Consider the following 16,114-nt stretch of genomic DNA (forward strand, 5'->3'; position numbering starts at 1 on the left):
TAAGGAGATCTTTCAGTGCACACCAACGAGCCTTTCCGGCTCGGGATCATCGGTTCCGGCATCGTCGCCGCCCTCCACGTCAAGGCGGCCCGCACGCTGCCCCAGGTCGAGGTGGCGGCGGTCTGCGACATCCGGACCGACGCGGCCGAAGCCATGGCCGCCGACGCGGGGGCGGCCGCCTACCCGGGGCATCGCGAGATGCTCGCGGCGGAGCGGCTGGACGGCGTCATCGTGACCTCGCCGCACACGCTGCACGCCCAGCAGACCCTGGACGTGGCGGCGGCGGGCGTGCACGTGCTGGTCGAAAAGCCCATGGGGACCTCGGTCGAGGACTGCACGGCCATGATCGAGGCCTGCCGTACGGCCGGCGTGACGCTCGCCGTGGGCCACGTCATGCGCTTCAGCGAGACCGCCAGGATGGCCGAGAAGGTCGTCTCCTCCGGCGAGCTCGGCCCCGTCAGGGCCATCACCCACCGGCGCTCCGCGCGCTACAGCCGCGACTCGCGCCCCGCCTGGTTCTTCGACCCGGCGCTGGCCGGGGGCGGGATCGTGATGAACGTCGGCACCCACGGCCTGGACCGCATCCAATGGCTGGGCGGCGGCGAGATCGAGACCGTCCACGCCCACGTGTGGCACCGGGGCGGGCTGGAGATCGAGACCGACGCCATCGGCGTGGCCGAGCTGTCGAGCGGGGTCAAGGCGGGCTTCACCTTCACCACGGCCGCCGTGCCGTACATGGACGAAACGCTCGTGCTCTGCGAGGACGGCTCGCTGCGCTGGTCGGCCACCGAGGGCCTGTGGGTCAGCAGGGACGGCGGGACGGAGGCCCGGCTCGCCGACCCCGACGAGGAGACCGCCGACGCGTTCGCGGCGCAGCTCGCCGCCTTCGTCGAGTCGTGCAGGACCGGCACGCCTCCGGCCGTCAGCGGAGAGTACGGCAGGCAGGTGGTCTCCACCGTGCTGGCGATCTACGAGGCGGGGTCATGAGGGCCGCCTTCAGCACGCTCGGCTGCCCGGGCGCCCCGGTCGAGCAGGTCATCGCGTACGGCTTGGCGGGCGTCGAGCTGCGCTGCGCGACAGGGGAGCTGCTGCCCCCGGACGCCTCCGACCGCACGGCCAGGCGCGTCGGCTCCCGGCTGGCCGAAGCGGGCGTGCGGGTCGTGTGCCTGGCGACCTACGTCCAGGCGGGCATCCCCGACGACGGCGTGGAGGAGTCGCTGGCCCGCCACATCGAGCTGGCCGACCAGGTGGGCGCCTCCTTCGTCCGGGTCTTCGGCGGCGAGCCGGGCGATCCCGGCGTGGCCGACAGGGCGGCGGCACGGCTCGCCGCCTGCGTCCCCGCGGCCGAGGAGGCCGGGGTCACGGTGCTGCTGGAGACGCACGACGCCTTCCTCACCGGGCGGGCGGTCGCCGGCGTGCTCGACCGGGTCGCCTCGCCGTCGGTGGGGGCGTTGTGGGACGTGGTCAACCCGTGGCGGGCGGGGGAGCCGCTCGCCGAGACCGCCGACCTGCTGCGCCCCTGGTTACGGCACGCGCAGGTCAAGGACGTGGCCTCCACCGGCGAACTGGCGCCCGTGGTGCCCGGAACGGGCGCGGTGCCGCTGGAGGGGTTCATGGCCGAGCTGGAGCGGATCGGCTACGACGGCTGGGTCAGCCTGGAGTGGGAGGCCGCCTGGTACCCGCAGGCGCCGGCGCTCGACGAGGCGCTCCCGGCCTTCCGCGCGCTGATGAGGGAGCGCGTGCGATGAACGCCGTCGCCGAGCTGCGCGACTCCCTGTCCACCCCCTCGCCCGAGGTCGTCGAGAGCCTGGCACGTGGAGAGGGCGACATCATGCTCCTCGGCGTGGGCGGCAAGATCGGCCCCGAGCTCGCGGTGATGGCCAGGAGGGCGCTCGACCTGGCGGGCAGCCGGGCCCGGGTCATCGGCGTCGCCCGCGGGCTGCCGGACGACACCGACCTCTACCTGAAGCGGGCAGGAGTGCTCGTCGAGCGCGCCGACCTGATGACCGGCCTGCATCGCCTGCCCGACGCCTCCCGCATCGTCTACCTCGCCGGCCGCAAGTTCGGCACCTCGGGGGACGAGCACGGCACCTGGGCGCTCAACGCCTACCTGCCAGGCCGGGTCATGGAGCGCTTCCCGCACAGCCGCGTCGTGGCCTTCTCCACCGGCAACGTCTACCCGCTGGTCCCGGTCACCAGCGGCGGCGCCGACGAGGACACCCCGCCCGGCCCTGTCGGCGAGTACGCCGCCTCCTGCCTGGGCCGCGAACGGATCATCGAGCACTTCTCCAGGGCCAACGGCACCCCCGCCGCGATCGTCCGTCTCAACTACGCGGTCGAAGCGCGCTACGGGGTGCTGCTGGAGCTGGCCACCGCCGTGCACCGGGGAGACCCCGTCGACCTGGCCACCGGCAACGTCAACGTCGTCTGGCAGGGCGACGTGAACACCACGACCCTCCGGCTGTTCGAGCACTGCGCGGCCCCGCCGTACGTGCTCAACGTGGCAGGACCGGAGACCGCCTCGGTGCGCTGGCTGGCCCGGCAGCTCGCCGCCCGGCTCGGCACCGAGGCCCGCTTCACCGGCACCGAGGAACCCACGGCGCTGCTGTCCAACGCCGCACGCTGCGCCGCGCTCTTCGGCCATCCCACCGTCCCGCTGCACCGGCTGCTCGACCTGACCGCCGACTGGGTGCGGTCAGGGGCGGCCGTCCACGGCAAGGACACCCACTTCCAGGAACGAGAAGGACGCTACTGATGCCGGCCATCCTGGCACCCCCCGCGGAACGCACCCTGCTCGAAGGCGTCATCATCCCCGCACACCCCCTCGTCATCACCCCCGGCGGCACGCTCGACGAGCGCCGCCAGCGGGCGCTGACCCGCTACTACCTCGACGCCGGAGCGGGCGGGCTCGCCGTCGGCGTGCACACCACCCAGTTCGGCATCCGCGACGCGGGGCTGCTGGAACCCGTGCTCGCCCTGGCCGCCGACGAGGCGGCCGGTCGCGCCCCCGTGCTGGTCGCGGGCGTGGCGGGCGGTACGGCACAGGCCGTGCGCGAGGCGGAGCTGGCCGCCTCTCTCGGCTACGACCTGGCCATGGTCATCCTGCGCGGACTGGACCGCCTGTCCGACCGCGAGCTGGTCGCCCACCTGGCCGAGGTCGGAGAGGTGCTGCCGCTGTGCGGCTTCTACCTGCAGCCGGCCGTCGGCGGCCGGGTGCTCGGCGTGGACTTCTGGCGCGAGGTCGCCCAGCTGCCCGCCCTGCGCGCGGTGAAGATCGCCCCGTTCGACCGCTACCGCACCCTCGACGTGGTCCGCGCGGTGTGCGAGTCGGGACGGGCCGACGAGATCGCCCTCTACACGGGCAACGACGACAACATCCTGGTCGACCTGCTCACGGAGTACTCCGTGGGCGACGTCACCAAGCGCATCGTCGGCGGGCTGCTCGGCCAGACGGCCGTGTGGACTCGCCGCGCGGTGGAACTGCTGAGGCTGGCCCACGAGGCGGTGCGGACAGGACGCGTCGACAACTCGCTGCTCACCCTGGCCGCCCAGCTCACCGACGCCAACGGCGCCGTCTTCGACGTGGCCAACGGCTTCGCGGGCTGCATCGCGGGCGTGCACGAGATCCTGCGCCGCCAGGGCCTGCTGGCCGAGGTCAGGCTCCTGGACCCGGCGGAAGGGCTCTCGCCCGGCCAGGCCGCCGAGCTCGACCGCGTCATCGCCGCCTACCCGCAGCTCGTGGACGACGAGTTCGTCGCCCGCCACCGCGACGCGTGGCTGGCGGCGGCATGAGGCGCCCGATCGCCGTCCTGGCCGCGCTGCTGGTGGCCGCCGCTCCCGTGCACGCGACCCCGGCGTCCGCCGCGACCGCCACCGCCGGGGTCAACCTCGTGGCCAACCCCGGCTTCGAGACCACCACCCCCTCCACCGAGGCCTGCCCGGCGCCCGCCTGGTGCACCCCGTGGCAGAGCTCCACCTACGCCATCGACACCACCGTGGCCGCCGAGGGGAGCCGCTCGATGCGGATCGACGGCTCACCGACCAAGAAGATCGGCGGCTTCGTCACCGTCCCCCTCAACCAGGCCACCACCCCGATCGTGCGCATCTCGGCCCAGGTCAAGCTCGACGCGATCACCATGGCCGACTACACCGACTTCCCCGGCGCGGCCCGCGTCTCGCTCAACTTCAGCTACGTCAACGGCGCGGGAACGACCGTCTACACCGGCTCCGGCCTGCTCGGCGGCATCCTCACCGGCACCCGCGACTGGACCACGCTGGAGGGCACCTTCAAGGTGCCGCCGCTGACCACCAGGGTCCAGATCATCAACACCGTCCAGACCTCCACCGGCACCATGTGGGTCGACGACGTGCGGGTGACACCCGGCTCGGCCTGGCTCTACCCGGAAGCCGCCACGAAGCGGGCCGCCCAGGGGAGCGAGGCGACCTTCCTCGTCACGGTCACCAACCGGCGCGCCGTGGCCGACTCGCTGCGGCTCGCCGTGGACCAGGGCACGGTCACCCCTGCGGTGACCGGCGAGCTCAAGCCAGGAGAGTCCGCCCTGGTCACCGTGAAAACCCCGGCCTCCACCGTCCTGACGGCGACACCCGGCGGCGACGCCTCCCTCGCCCAGCGGGCCACGCTCACCGTCGAGCAGGCCACCGCGAAGGGCGGCGAGCCGCGCGTCTACGCGACGCCCGCCGAGCTCGACGCCCTGCGCGAGCGGATCGCCGGGCAGCCGTGGGCGGCCAAGGCGTTCGACGCCACCGTCAGGGCCGAGGCCGACGCCTGGCTGGCCAGGCCGCTGGACCAGACCGTCTTCCACGGCGGCTGGAGCGGCAACTTCAAGTGCCCCGGCACCAACACCATGCTGACCTTCGACTACTCCAGCCCGGCCGCGCACCGCTGCCCGCTGGACGGCAAGACCTACGGCGGCGAGCCGTACAACAGCGCGTGGGTGGAGATCTGGCACAACAACGCCGCCCAGGCCGCCTCCGACCTCGCACTCGCCTACCGCATGACCGGCAAGGCCGAGTACGCCGCCAAGGCCCGCGACATCCTGCGCTACTACGCCGACCGGTTCCTGGCGGTGCCGCTCAACTCCCTCTACGGGCGCATCCACTACCAGTCGCTCGACGAGGCGGTCGCGGCCATCGGCCTGATCGACGCCTACGACCTGGTGCGCGACACCCTCACCGAGGCCGAGCGGGTCGACGTCGAGGGCAACCTGCTGCGCCCGCTGGCCGAACTGCTGATCTCCAGCCCCATGGCGACCTCCAACTTCCAGGCCTGGACGGCGGCGGCGGTGCACGGGGCGGGCGCGGCGATCGACGACGAGACGCTGCGCTCGGCGGCCCTGGCCGACACCGAGTTCCTGCTCGACAAGGCGATCGTGAGCGACGGCTGGTGGTGGGAGGGATCGGCCAGCTACCACGTGTACGCGCTCCAGGCGCTCACGCAGGTCGCCATCTCGGCGCGCGAGCGCGACTACCGCAACGACCCGCGCTTCAAGTCGATGTACACCACGCTCCTGCCCTACCTCCACCCCGACCAGACCGTTCCCGCCGCGGGCGACGGCGGCACGTGGGGACGCAGGTTCGGGCCGAACTTCACGATGTTCGCCGAGTGGGCCTACGCCGCCTACGGCGACCCCGACTTCGCCGCCGGGCTCGGCCTGGCCTACCACAACCTCGGCACGCCGCGGATCGACCGCTGGGCGCTGCGCTTCGGCGCCGACGAGATCCCCAAGGGCCCCGGAACCAGGCAGCGCAGCACCACCTTCCGCGGACTCGGCGAGACGGTGCTGCGCGGCGGGGAACCGGCCAACCTCGTCCCCAACGGAGACCTCGAGGAGGCCGCGCTCGACTCCGCGCAGCGGCCCGCCTTCTGGAAGCTGGAGGGCACGTGGGACGGCCACGCCGTCAAGGGACGGGCCACCCAGGTCTTCCCTGTCGACGGCACCAGGCTGGCCCACCTGCGGCTGACGACGCTGGGAACCGGCACGGTCAAGCTGACCTTCCTCGACGCCCGGGGCAAGCCGGTCGGCTCGGCCGACGGCGGGGCCGACGTCACCCTCGACGTGCCCACGCGCACGCGTGCCGTACGGCTCGCGGTCGACGGCGCCTTCGAGCGGGTGGACCTGTGGCCCGCCGACCTGGCCCGCGACGGCGGGTTCGAGGACGGCGGCGCGGGCTGGACCCGCGGCGGCCACACCGCGATCTCCCCGCTCGCCCACCGCGGCGACTCGGCGGCGATGGCCGCCAGGGGACGCTGGAGCAGCGATATCCCCGTGACCGGCGGCCTGGTCGGGACCGTGGCGCTGCGAGCGCGCGCCCAGGGGCTCGGCACCGTCCAGCTCTCGTTCGTGACCAAGGACGGCTCGGTCACCACCCCCGTCACCAGGTCCTTCGCCGGCAGCTGGAAGGCCCTGGCCATCGAGTCCGCCGTGCCGCGCGAGGCCGTCGCGGCACGCGTGACCCTCGCGGCCGACCGGGCCGCCGGCTTCTTCGATGACGTCGCCCTGCTGTACGGCTCGGCGGTGGACCCCTTCCAGGCCGACGCGCTCCGGCTGGACCACGGCATCCCGGGCGGCAGCCACGGCCATGCCGACAAGCTGCACCTCGACGTGACCGGCGGCGGGCTGCAGTCGACCGACCTGGGCATGGTCTACGGCTCCGACAACGCCGACCTGACCAACAACTGGTACCGCGAGACTGTCTCGCACAACACGGTCGTCGTCGACGGCCGCAGCCAGGACCGGGCCATGCGCGGGTCGCTGACGTTCTTCGGCGTCACGCCCGGGCTGCGGGTCGTCGACGCCGGGGCCAAGGACGGCGACGTGGCGATCCGCCGCGCCGACCTCATGACCGACCGCTACACCCTCGACGTGTTCGACGCCACGGGCAGCACCGCCCACCGCTACGACCAGTCGTGGCACGGTCAGGGCACGCTGGAGGTGAGCGGGCCCGCGATGACGCCGCCGCCGTGCGGCGACTGCGTGCTCGACCCGGCCGACACCGACTTCGGCTACCACCGGCTCAAGCGCGTCGCCGAGGGCACGGCGGCCGACGGCAGGTGGCAGGCGCGGTGGACCTCCGACACGGCCGTGCTGTCGCTGCGGTCGCTGGAGCCGGTCTCGACCGGGGTCCTGCACACCAGCGGGCCGGGGGAGGCCACCACCGGGCAGCCGATCCCGTTCCTGCTGGCCAGGCGGGAAGGACAGGCGCGCACCCGCTTCACCACGCTGATCGAGACCCGGTCGCGGGCCGACCGGGCGGCCGTGGACGACGCCCGTCGCGTCGCCGACGGGCACGTCCAGGTCGACCTGGCCGGCGGGCTTCGCGACGACGTGCTCTTCGACTCCGGGTACGCGCTGCTGAGGCGCACCTCGGGCGGCTCCCCGGTCGGGGTGGACCTGATGCGGCGCTCGTCGGTGACCGTGGACGGCGTCGAATGGGTCACGGTCTCGCAGCCGATCGAGCGGGCCTCCGTCGCCTACGCGGGCTCCGACCTGCGGCTGACCGTGCCGAGAGGGACGGCGGGGCGGTACTCGGTGTCCGTCCACGCCCCTGGAATCCGTAATGTCACCCTGAATGGCGAATCAGTGTCATTCGTCCGGTCTGGCGACAAGGTCACCGTCGCCGTCACCATCTCCTAGGAGCACCCCATGACGGCGCACCTGCGGCCCTACCACCCCTCCGACCTGGCAGGGATCTACCGGGTGTGCCACGAGGTCGACGGGGCGGGCCGGGCGGAGGCACCACGCTTCCACGACCCCGACCTGCCCGGTCACCTCTACGCCGGGCCGTACGCGGTCTCCGAGCCCGGCCTGTGCTTCGTCGTCGCCGACCCCCGCGGCGTCGCCGGCTACGTCGTCGGCACCGCCTCCACGCCCGCGTTCCTCGACTGGACACGCGAGCACTGGTGGCCGGTGCTGCGCGCCCGCCACCCTCGCCGCCCCGACCCCGGCGACGGCACCCTCGACCACCGGTACGTCGATGCGATCCACGACCACCCGGACGTGCGCGAGCCCTGGTTCACCAGCCACCCGGCCCAGGCGCACATCAAGCTCGCGGCGCGGCTGCAGGGACAGGGCTGGGGCCACCGCCTCATGTCCGCCCTCACCACGTCACTGCGCGAACGGCACGCGCCCGGCCTGCACCTCGGCGTCGCCGAGACCAACGGCAGGGCTCTGGCCTTCTACGCCGCGCTGGGCTTCACCGAAGCCCGGCGTCACCCCTGGGGACGCACGCTCGTCCTCGACCTCTGAGACAGGAGCCAGCCCATGAGAGGAAAGGTCCTCGCCGCACTCGTCTCCTTATTCACCCTCATCCCCGGCACGGCCGCCCTGGCCGTGCCACGCGTCAACACCTTCGAACGGCCGGAAAGGGGCACCGCCTACACCCTGGCCGCCTGGGCCTCCGACGGCTGGAACGCGCCGTGGGAAGAGGGCATGAGCACCCGCACCTGGATCGACGGCTACAACTTCAGCCACTCGGGCGGCAAATCACTGCGCGTCTTCTACCCGAAGGGCAAGATCGGCCCCGCCGACTCCGGCGCGCAGGCGCCGCTCGCCCTGACCCCCGCCCGGGAGTACTACCTGTCGTACTGGGCGCGCTACAGCAGCGACTTCAGCTGGGGCACCACGGAGTTCGCGGGCAAGCTCGGACTCGGACTGGCCGGCGGGGCGTCATGCTCGGGCGGCCAGGTCTGCGACGGCTACAACGGGTTCAGCTCGCGCATGATCTGGCGGCGCAACAACGGCCAGGCGGCGATCTACTACTACCACATGGGTCACGCCGGGCAATACGGCGACTACGCCGTGCTCAAGCGCGACGGTGCCGACATCCTCTATCCGCGCGGGCAGTGGTTCAACATCGTCCAGCGGCTCAAGGTCAACACCGTCACGAACGGCAACGCCAACGCCGACGGCGAGATCGAGATCTTCTACAACGGCGTCTCCGCCGCCCAGGTCACCGGGCTGCGCTTCGTGCGCAACGGCGACCTGATCGACCGGGCCTACTTCTCGTCCTTCTTCGGCGGCGCCACCACCACCTTCGCGCCCGCCAACGACTCCTACATCTGGTACGACGACCTCAAGGTCGCCACCAGCAGGGCCGACATCTGCGAGCTCGCGCCCGGCGGCTGCCACACCCGCACCTTCCAGGCCGAGGGCTACACGGCCATGAAGGGCGTCATCACCGAGCCCACACCCGACACCGGGGGCGGGCAGAACGTCGGCTCGTTCGACAGCACCGACTGGATCGCCTTCGGCGGCGTCACCATCCCGTCGGCCGGGCGCTACCTGGTGGAGTACCGGGTGTCGTCGCCCGGCAACGGGGCGACGATCTCGCTCGACATCGGGGCGGGCGCCACACCGCTCGGGAACGTCAGCGTGCCGAACACGGGCAGCTGGGCGAGCTACCGGACGATCTCGCGTGAGGTCGACCTGCCGGCCGGCACCCACCAGTTCGGGGTGTACGCGGTGACGGGCGGGTTCAACCTCAACTGGTGGAAGCTCACCAAGATCTACTGAGGCTCTCTCGCCAGTTCCGCCGCCAGCTGAGGCGGGTCGACGCGCTCGACCCGCACCGAGTCGCACCCCACCCACGAGGCCGCCTCCCACAACGCGGCCCTGACGCCCTCGACGGCCCGAGCCGGGCTGATCCCCGGCTCGAGGCCGATCTGGCGGGCGACGAAGGTGGTGCCCTCGCGGGCGGGGTCGACGCGGGCGATCAGGCGGCCGCCGGAGAGCACGGGCATGGTGAAGTAGCCGTGGACCCGCTTGGCCTTGGGGACGTAGAGCTCCAGGACGTAGTCGAAGCCGAACACGCGTGAGGTGCGGCCACGGTGCCAGATGAGGGAGTCGAAGGGGGACACCAGCGTGGAGCGGTGCCGTCCGCGCACCTCGGACTCCAGGAGCGCCGGATCCACCCACGCGTTCGGCATCGCCGCCGCCACGCCCTTCGCCGCCACGCCCTTCAGTGCCCCGCCCGTCGCCGCCATGCCCTCCGCCGCCACACCCTTCGCAGCCACGCCCTTCACCGCGCCGCCCTTCGCCGCCACGCTCTTCGCCGGGCGGCGGGCTTCCGGCCAGCCCGTCACGTGCGCGGGCACCAGGCCCGCCGCGCCGCTCAGCAGCGCCTCGTCAAGCAGCGCAGCGTACTGGTTCCGCACGCGCAGGAAGTCGACCAGGTCACCCCGCGTCGCCACCCCCAGCGAACGCCCGGCGATCCGCGCCAGCCGCACGATGCACTCGGCGTCGGTCAGCTCCTGCGCCAGCGCCTCGGCGGGAACCACCCGCTCGGCCAGGTCGTAGACCCGGCGCCAGCCCACCCGGCGGGTGCACACCAGCTCGCCGATGTCGAGCAGCCACTCCAGCCCGATCTTGGAGTCCGACCAGTCCCACCACGGCCCGCCGTTCTTGGCGCCGCCCACGTCGGAGGTGGTGATGGGCCCGCTGTCACGCACCTGGTCGAGCAGCTTCTCGACCCCGTCGGGCACCTTGTGCCAGCGCGCCCCGCGCTCGCGGAAGGCGCGGCGGCGGAAGCCGTACAGGGGCCAGTGCTCGATCGGCAGGATGCAGGCGGCGTGGCACCAGTATTCGAAGCTGCGGGCAGGGGAGTCCCAGTAGGAGCGCTCGACGGCCGCTCTGCCGACCGCGCCCAAGCGGGAGTAGGCGACCAGCTCGTGGGAGCGGGCCAGCACGGAGACGGTGTCGAGCTGGATCGCCCCGAGGCGGCGCAACATGGTGTGGGCGCCGCCGCGCCGGGCATCGGCTCCGATGAACCCCTGGGCGCTGAGGACCAGGCGGCGCGCCTCGTCAGCCGTCAGCTCGACCGTCGACTCCGTCATGTCCGCGAAGCGTAGCGGGGGCCACCGACAGAAAGGGCACCGCCGTGGTCACCGGCGATGCCCGCTCCGTCAGTTGTTAACGATCGCTCAGCGATGGTCGTCCGCGGACATGCCCGCCCGGGGCGCGTCGATCACGACATCGGACATGATGTCGAAGACCAGAGCCAGAATGCCGCCCACGACGATGATGCCGACGCCGATCCAGACGACCAGCCAGTTGGCCATGGTCAACCCGAAGCCGCCAACGACCACTCCGGCGAACATGACGGTGACCGCGAGCCACGAAGACGCCCTGCCGCCGTGGCTGCCGAGGTTCTGTTCGCCCGCCATGGCCTTTTCTCCTTTACCCCTACGAGTGCTGTGAAAGGCATTCTCGCAGAACGGGTCGGCGGACCGCTCGTCGCGGTGGCTGTGTCTGGTGGCTGAACCGCCTACGATGGCACTGGGGAAGTATGTCTCGGCCTCTCCACCTGGCGGTCGCGCCGGGGTAGACCTGCGAGGAGCTTTACATAAAGTGGCAGCCATTCTGGACAGAATCCTTCGCGCCGGCGAAGGCAAGACCCTGCGCAAGCTGAAGCGGATCGCCGATCAGGTCAACTCCATCGAGGACGACTTCAAGGGCATGTCCGACGCCGAACTCCGGGCGATGACCGACGAGTTCAAGCAGCGTTATGCCGACGGTGAGTCCCTCGACGACCTGCTGCCCGAGGCGTTCGCCACCGTGCGCGAGGCGGCCCGTCGCGTGCTGCACCAGCGCCCGTACGACGTGCAGATCATGGGAGGCGCCAACCTCCACATGGGCAACATCTCGGAGATGAAGACCGGTGAGGGCAAGACCCTGACCTGTGTCCTGCCCGCCTACCTCAACGCGCTGACCGGCCGCGGCGTACACGTCATCACGGTCAACGACTACCTGGTCCAGGTGGGCGCCGAGAAGATGGGCCGCATCTACCGATTCCTCGGTCTCGAAGTCGGCATGATCCTTTCGGGTCAGGCGCCCGACGAGCGGCGCAAGCAGTACGCCGCCGACGTCACCTACGGCACGAACAACGAGTTCGGCTTCGACTACCTGCGCGACAACATGGCGTGGTCGCTCGAGGAGTGCGTGCAGCGCGGGCACGTCTACGCGATCGTCGACGAGGTCGACTCCATCCTCATCGACGAGGCGCGGACCCCGCTGATCATCTCCGGTCCCGGCGAGCAGTCCGGCAAGTGGTACGCCGAGTTCGCCAAGCTGGTTCCCCGCCTCCGCCGCGGCGTCGAGGCGAAGAACCCGGGCGAGGAGTCGACGGGCGACTACGTCGTCGACGAGAAGAAGCGCACGGTCGGCATCCTCGAGGCCGGTGTGGCCAAGATCGAGGACTGGCTGGGCATCGACAACCTCTACAAGCCCGAGAACACCCACCTCGTCGGCTTCCTGAACAACGCCCTGAAGGCCAAGGAGCTGTTCAAGAAGGACAAGGACTACATCGTCACCAACGGCGAGGTCCTCATCGTCGACGAGTTCACCGGGCGCATCCTCCACGGCCGCCGCTACAACGAGGGCATGCACCAGGCCATCGAGGCCAAGGAAGGCGTGGCGATCAAGGACGAGAACCAGACTCTCGCCACCGTCACCCTGCAGAACTACTTCCGTCTCTACGACAAGCTCGCCGGCATGACCGGCACCGCCGTGACCGAGGCGAACGAGTTCCACCAGACGTACAAGATCGGTGTGGTCCCCATCCCGACCAACAAGCCGATGATCCGCAAGGACCAGCCCGACCTGATCTACCGCACCGAGGACGCCAAGTTCATGGCCGTCGTCGAGGACCTGGTCGAGCGCTACGGCAACGGCCAGCCCTGCCTGGTCGGCACCACGAGCGTCGAGAAGTCCGAGCGCCTGTCGAAGATGCTCAAGCGCCGCGGCGTCCCGCACGAGGTGCTCAACGCCAAGAACCACGCCCGTGAGGCGGCGATCGTCGCCGAGGCCGGACGCAAGGGCGCCATCACCGTCGCCACCAACATGGCCGGTCGAGGCACCGACATCATGCTCGGCGGCAGCGCCGACTTCCGCGCCGACCTGGAGCTCAAGTCCCGTGGGCTTGACCCGATCGAGACGCCGGAGGAGTACGAGAGGGCCTGGGACGAAGCGCTGACCAAGGCGGAGGCCGCGGTTCAGGCCGAGCACGAGGAGGTCGTCGCGATCGGCGGCCTCTACGTCCTGGGCACCGAGCGCCACGAGTCGCGCCGCATCGACAACCAGCTCCGCGGCCGTTCCGGCCGTCAGGGTGACCCGGGCGAGTCGCGCTTCTACCTGTCGCTCGGCGACGACCTCATGCGCCTGTTCAACTCGCCCCGCGTCGAGGCGATCATGATCCGCATGAACATCCCCGACGACCAGCCCATCGAGTCGGGCATCGTCACCAAGGCCGTCGCCTCCGCCCAGCACCAGGTCGAGCAGCAGAACTTCGAGATCCGCAAGGAAGTTCTGAAGTACGACGAGGTCATGAACCGCCAGCGCAAGGTCATCTACGCCGAGCGCCGGCGCGTCCTCGAGGGCGCCGACCTGCACGACCAGATCCGCGGCTTCATCGGCGAGGTGATCGACGGCTACGTGGCCGGCGCCACCTCCGAGGGCTTCGCCGAGGAGTGGGACCTCGACAAGCTGTGGAAGGCCTTCGCGGAGCTCTTCCCGATCCAGATCACCGTCGACGACGTCGTCGAGGCCGCGGGCGGCCGCGAAGACGTCACCGCCGAGCTTCTCGCCGAGAAGGTCAAGGACGACGCCTTCCGCGCCTACGAGGCCCGCGAGGCCGAGCTGGGCGCCGAGACCGTCCGCGAGCTGGAGCGCCGGGTCATCCTCTCCGTGCTCGACCGCAAGTGGCGCGAGCACCTCTACGAGATGGACTACCTGCGCGAGGGCATCGGCATGCGGGCCTACGCGCAGAAGGACCCGCAGATCGAGTACCAGCGTGAGGGCTTCGAGATGTTCTCGGCGATGCTCGAGGGCATCAAGGAGGACACGGTCGGGTTCCTGTTCAACCTCGAGGTCGAGGTGCAGGAGTCGCCCATCGTCGAGGAGGAGTCGGCCGAGATCGCCGAGACCCGGAGCATCATCGCTCGCGGGCTGCGCGGTCCCGACCGTCCCGCCCAGCTCGACTACAGCGCGCCGGGCGAGTCGGGCGAGGTGGAGCACACGCGCGTGCAGACCACGCCCGAGCAGCGGGCCGCGTACGGCAACGTCGAGCGCAACGCGCCCTGCCCGTGCGGGTCGGGCAAGAAGTACAAGCGCTGCCACGGCGACCCGAAGCACGCCGCGTAGCCGCTGACGCGTGAAGAACGGCCCGCCGGGGGAGTTCCCCCGGCGGGCCGTTCCCGTGTGCCCGGACCCTATTCGTCGGGTCCCTGGGTGTTCCAGGCCCGGCGTCGCAGCTCACGGTCGCCGCACAGCACCTCCGACACGCTGGTGCCGCCGACCATGGGTCCTGACTCGGTCCAGGTGCTGCCCGCGAAGCTGCAGGTGACGTGCACCTGGTGCCAGTGCCTCCAGGTGGCCGGCGGGCAGATCGACCGGGCGCCCTCCCGTTCGCCGATCGCCATGGTCAGCACGTAGCAGGGCCCGAGCGGGTCGGCCGTCGCCGGCGCGGGCACGGACAGGGCGAGCCCGAGCAACGGCGCGATCATGAGGATTCGCGGGTTCATTCGCGCGCTCCTCAGCCCTGGTGGATGTTGATGCAGCTGGCCCAGCCGTTGCCGACCTTCTCGCCGGTGTCCCGCCAGGTGCTCCGGTAGTAGTTGTTGATGCCGTTGTCGGTGTGGTCGTAGGTGAAGTCGACGCGGCCCTGCCGCCATCCCCAGCTCATGTACTTGCTGTAGTTCTTCCTGTCGCAGTCGTTGGGGAAGGGCCAGTCGGGGTCGGCGCTGGCCGGCTGGGCTACCAGCAGGAGCGAGCCCGCGGCCACGAGGGCGGTGGTGAGCGTCGCGGCGAGCTTGGCGGGTGCGTTCATGGTGACTCCTGTGCTCGGTTCGTGCGGTGGATCGTGGTCGTCCGATCACCGTCGGTGAGCATCAGGTAAGCCGGTCGGAAGCGTGTCCAACAGGGCCGCGGCCACACTGGGCCAGTCCCGGACGATCTCCGGCCGATCCCGGACACGCTCAGTGATCGCTTGTACACTGTCGAGGCTGAACGGCCAGGTCAGGAGAGGGATGAGACGATGAGTGAGGCCCCGGGCGGCGGACGGCATCCAGACATCTCCAAGGCGCTGGAGTCGGTCGCCCGCCACGAGGACCTCGTGAAGCTGCTGGCCGAGCAGTTCGCACGGGCCGATGTGTCGCTGCGCGAGCTGGAGGCGCGGGCCGGCAAGCTCGACGGCGCACGCCTGCCGCGCACCACCTGCGCCGACATGCTGGCCGGGCGACGCTTTCCGAAGAAGGCCGTCATGGTGGCGTTCCTGCGGGGCTGCCATGTTCCCGACCTCCAGCTTCCGGCGTGGGAGCGGGCCTGGGAGCGAGTGCGCGTCCACCAGCTCCCAGCGACCGGGTACCAGCTCCCAGCGGCCGGGCACCAACTCCAGGCGGCCGGGCATCAGTTCCCGCCGCCCGGGTTCCAGCTCCCAGCGGCCGGGCCCGTCTCCGAGCCCGTCCCGCCGGCTCCCGCGGACGAGACGAGGCGCTGGCGGCGCGTGGCGCTGTTCGCCGGAGCGGCCGCCTTCGTGACGCTGGGAGTCGTCGTCGTTCTCGTGTGGCGGCCTGAGCCGCAGGAGATCAGAGCCCTCGACACGATCGCCGACCAGTCCCAGATCGTCACCGACGACGGCCGGGCCTTCCCGCGAGGAGGGTCGAGCCGCTTCACGGTGACCGTCGACCCCGCCCATACCGGCGTGCGGCTGACCCGGCGGCTCGACGCGGCCGTCGGGCTGCAGCACGCCGTCATCACCGTCGACGGCGTGAAGGCCGCGGAGTGGCGCCCGCTGGTCGAGGACGGGGTCTACAAGTGGAGGGACCAGGTCGTCGCCATCCCGCAGCGGCTGACGGCGGGGCGCGGCTCGCTGACCGTGGTCAATACGTGCGTGTCGTCGTCGGGGTTCAACGAGTTCCTCTACGTCGTGGAACACCAGGTCGACGGGGTGTGGTCGGTCGCCGACACGGTGGACGTCGGTCGAGGGCACGCGGTGAGCGAGGTCTCGCACGACTATCGCGTCGTGGGGGAGGACTGGGCGGGTACGCAGACGTTCGCCTACCCGCCGCGCGCCGAGGACCGGAGCGTTCGCTGAGGGAGCG

Annotated in this window: 13 protein-coding genes; 9 read left to right on the top strand and 4 right to left on the bottom strand. The window is 71.3% G+C overall.

The window, feature by feature from the left end; genetic code table 11:
• Positions 1–15 precede the first annotated feature (15 nt).
• Genes ACIBH1_RS03445 through ACIBH1_RS03475 form a run of 7 tightly spaced genes read left to right on the top strand, consistent with a single transcriptional unit; the run spans position 16 to position 9,533 of the window.
• On the top strand, positions 16–987 hold the full coding sequence (locus ACIBH1_RS03445) for a Gfo/Idh/MocA family protein (protein WP_397311946.1): 972 nt from the start codon (positions 16–18) through the stop codon (positions 985–987).
• A complete protein-coding gene (locus ACIBH1_RS03450) occupies positions 984–1,748 on the top strand; it encodes a sugar phosphate isomerase/epimerase family protein (RefSeq protein ID WP_397311947.1) in 765 nt (254 codons plus the stop codon). Before ACIBH1_RS03445 ends, ACIBH1_RS03450 begins: the two co-directional genes overlap by 4 nt.
• Positions 1,745–2,755, top strand: a complete 1,011-nt coding sequence (locus ACIBH1_RS03455; RefSeq protein WP_397311948.1) for an NAD-dependent epimerase/dehydratase family protein — start codon at positions 1,745–1,747, stop codon at positions 2,753–2,755. Before ACIBH1_RS03450 ends, ACIBH1_RS03455 begins: the two co-directional genes overlap by 4 nt.
• Positions 2,755–3,792, top strand: a complete 1,038-nt coding sequence (locus ACIBH1_RS03460; RefSeq protein ID WP_397311949.1) for a dihydrodipicolinate synthase family protein — start codon at positions 2,755–2,757, stop codon at positions 3,790–3,792. Before ACIBH1_RS03455 ends, ACIBH1_RS03460 begins: the two co-directional genes overlap by 1 nt.
• Positions 3,789–7,655, top strand: coding sequence for an alginate lyase family protein (locus ACIBH1_RS03465; protein WP_397311950.1), 3,867 nt, complete (start codon positions 3,789–3,791; stop codon positions 7,653–7,655). Before ACIBH1_RS03460 ends, ACIBH1_RS03465 begins: the two co-directional genes overlap by 4 nt.
• 9 nt (positions 7,656–7,664) lie before the next feature.
• Positions 7,665–8,267 carry a GNAT family N-acetyltransferase gene (locus tag ACIBH1_RS03470; protein WP_397311951.1) on the top strand — a complete coding sequence of 201 codons (603 nt, stop codon included), beginning with the start codon at positions 7,665–7,667 and terminating at the stop codon, positions 8,265–8,267.
• A 15-nt stretch (positions 8,268–8,282) separates the two neighbouring features.
• A complete protein-coding gene (locus ACIBH1_RS03475) occupies positions 8,283–9,533 on the top strand; it encodes a carbohydrate-binding protein (protein WP_397311952.1) in 1,251 nt (416 codons plus the stop codon).
• On the opposite strand, the gene ACIBH1_RS03480 is transcribed toward ACIBH1_RS03475, so the two are convergent.
• Positions 9,527–10,852 (bottom strand): winged helix-turn-helix domain-containing protein, encoded by a 1,326-nt coding sequence (locus ACIBH1_RS03480; RefSeq protein ID WP_397311953.1) that lies wholly within the window; start codon positions 10,850–10,852, stop codon positions 9,527–9,529. The two genes, ACIBH1_RS03475 and ACIBH1_RS03480, sit on opposite strands and share 7 nt — an antisense overlap.
• Before the next feature lie 87 nt (positions 10,853–10,939).
• Positions 10,940–11,182, bottom strand: coding sequence for an HGxxPAAW family protein (locus ACIBH1_RS03485; protein ID WP_397311954.1), 243 nt, complete (start codon positions 11,180–11,182; stop codon positions 10,940–10,942).
• Positions 11,183–11,366: 184 nt separating this feature from the next.
• Here ACIBH1_RS03485 and secA point away from each other — a divergent pair, with 184 nt between their 5' ends.
• Complete coding sequence (gene secA / locus ACIBH1_RS03490) at positions 11,367–14,156, top strand: preprotein translocase subunit SecA (protein ID WP_397311955.1); 2,790 nt, start codon at positions 11,367–11,369, stop codon at positions 14,154–14,156.
• Between the two features lie 68 nt (positions 14,157–14,224).
• Here the strand turns inward: secA and ACIBH1_RS03495 are convergent, their stop codons facing one another.
• Together ACIBH1_RS03495 and ACIBH1_RS03500 are read right to left on the bottom strand one after the other, a co-directional pair.
• A complete protein-coding gene (locus ACIBH1_RS03495) occupies positions 14,225–14,536 on the bottom strand; it encodes a hypothetical protein (RefSeq protein WP_397311956.1) in 312 nt (103 codons plus the stop codon).
• Positions 14,537–14,547: 11 nt separating this feature from the next.
• Positions 14,548–14,841 (bottom strand): hypothetical protein, encoded by a 294-nt coding sequence (locus ACIBH1_RS03500; RefSeq protein WP_397311957.1) that lies wholly within the window; start codon positions 14,839–14,841, stop codon positions 14,548–14,550.
• A gap of 207 nt (positions 14,842–15,048) precedes the next feature.
• Here ACIBH1_RS03500 and ACIBH1_RS03505 point away from each other — a divergent pair, with 207 nt between their 5' ends.
• Positions 15,049–16,107: a hypothetical protein gene (locus ACIBH1_RS03505; protein ID WP_397311958.1), complete on the top strand. Its 1,059-nt coding sequence runs from the start codon at positions 15,049–15,051 to the stop codon at positions 16,105–16,107.
• The last annotated feature ends 7 nt before the right edge of the window (positions 16,108–16,114 follow it).

This window comes from Nonomuraea sp. NPDC050663 (genome assembly GCF_044456985.1).
GTDB lineage: Bacteria > Actinomycetota > Actinomycetes > Streptosporangiales > Streptosporangiaceae > Nonomuraea.

Coding starts and splice junctions, on each gene's coding strand:
- ACIBH1_RS03465 (WP_397311950.1), top strand. CDS start 3,789: ATGAGGCGCCCGATCGCCGTCCTGGCCGCGCTGCTGGTGGCCGCCGCT.
- ACIBH1_RS03485 (WP_397311954.1), bottom strand. CDS start 11,182: ATGGCGGGCGAACAGAACCTCGGCAGCCACGGCGGCAGGGCGTCTTCG.
- ACIBH1_RS03450 (WP_397311947.1), top strand. CDS start 984: ATGAGGGCCGCCTTCAGCACGCTCGGCTGCCCGGGCGCCCCGGTCGAG.
- ACIBH1_RS03455 (WP_397311948.1), top strand. CDS start 1,745: ATGAACGCCGTCGCCGAGCTGCGCGACTCCCTGTCCACCCCCTCGCCC.
- ACIBH1_RS03475 (WP_397311952.1), top strand. CDS start 8,283: ATGAGAGGAAAGGTCCTCGCCGCACTCGTCTCCTTATTCACCCTCATC.
- ACIBH1_RS03500 (WP_397311957.1), bottom strand. CDS start 14,841: ATGAACGCACCCGCCAAGCTCGCCGCGACGCTCACCACCGCCCTCGTG.
- ACIBH1_RS03470 (WP_397311951.1), top strand. CDS start 7,665: ATGACGGCGCACCTGCGGCCCTACCACCCCTCCGACCTGGCAGGGATC.
- ACIBH1_RS03505 (WP_397311958.1), top strand. CDS start 15,049: ATGAGTGAGGCCCCGGGCGGCGGACGGCATCCAGACATCTCCAAGGCG.
- ACIBH1_RS03480 (WP_397311953.1), bottom strand. CDS start 10,852: ATGACGGAGTCGACGGTCGAGCTGACGGCTGACGAGGCGCGCCGCCTG.
- ACIBH1_RS03495 (WP_397311956.1), bottom strand. CDS start 14,536: ATGAACCCGCGAATCCTCATGATCGCGCCGTTGCTCGGGCTCGCCCTG.
- ACIBH1_RS03460 (WP_397311949.1), top strand. CDS start 2,755: ATGCCGGCCATCCTGGCACCCCCCGCGGAACGCACCCTGCTCGAAGGC.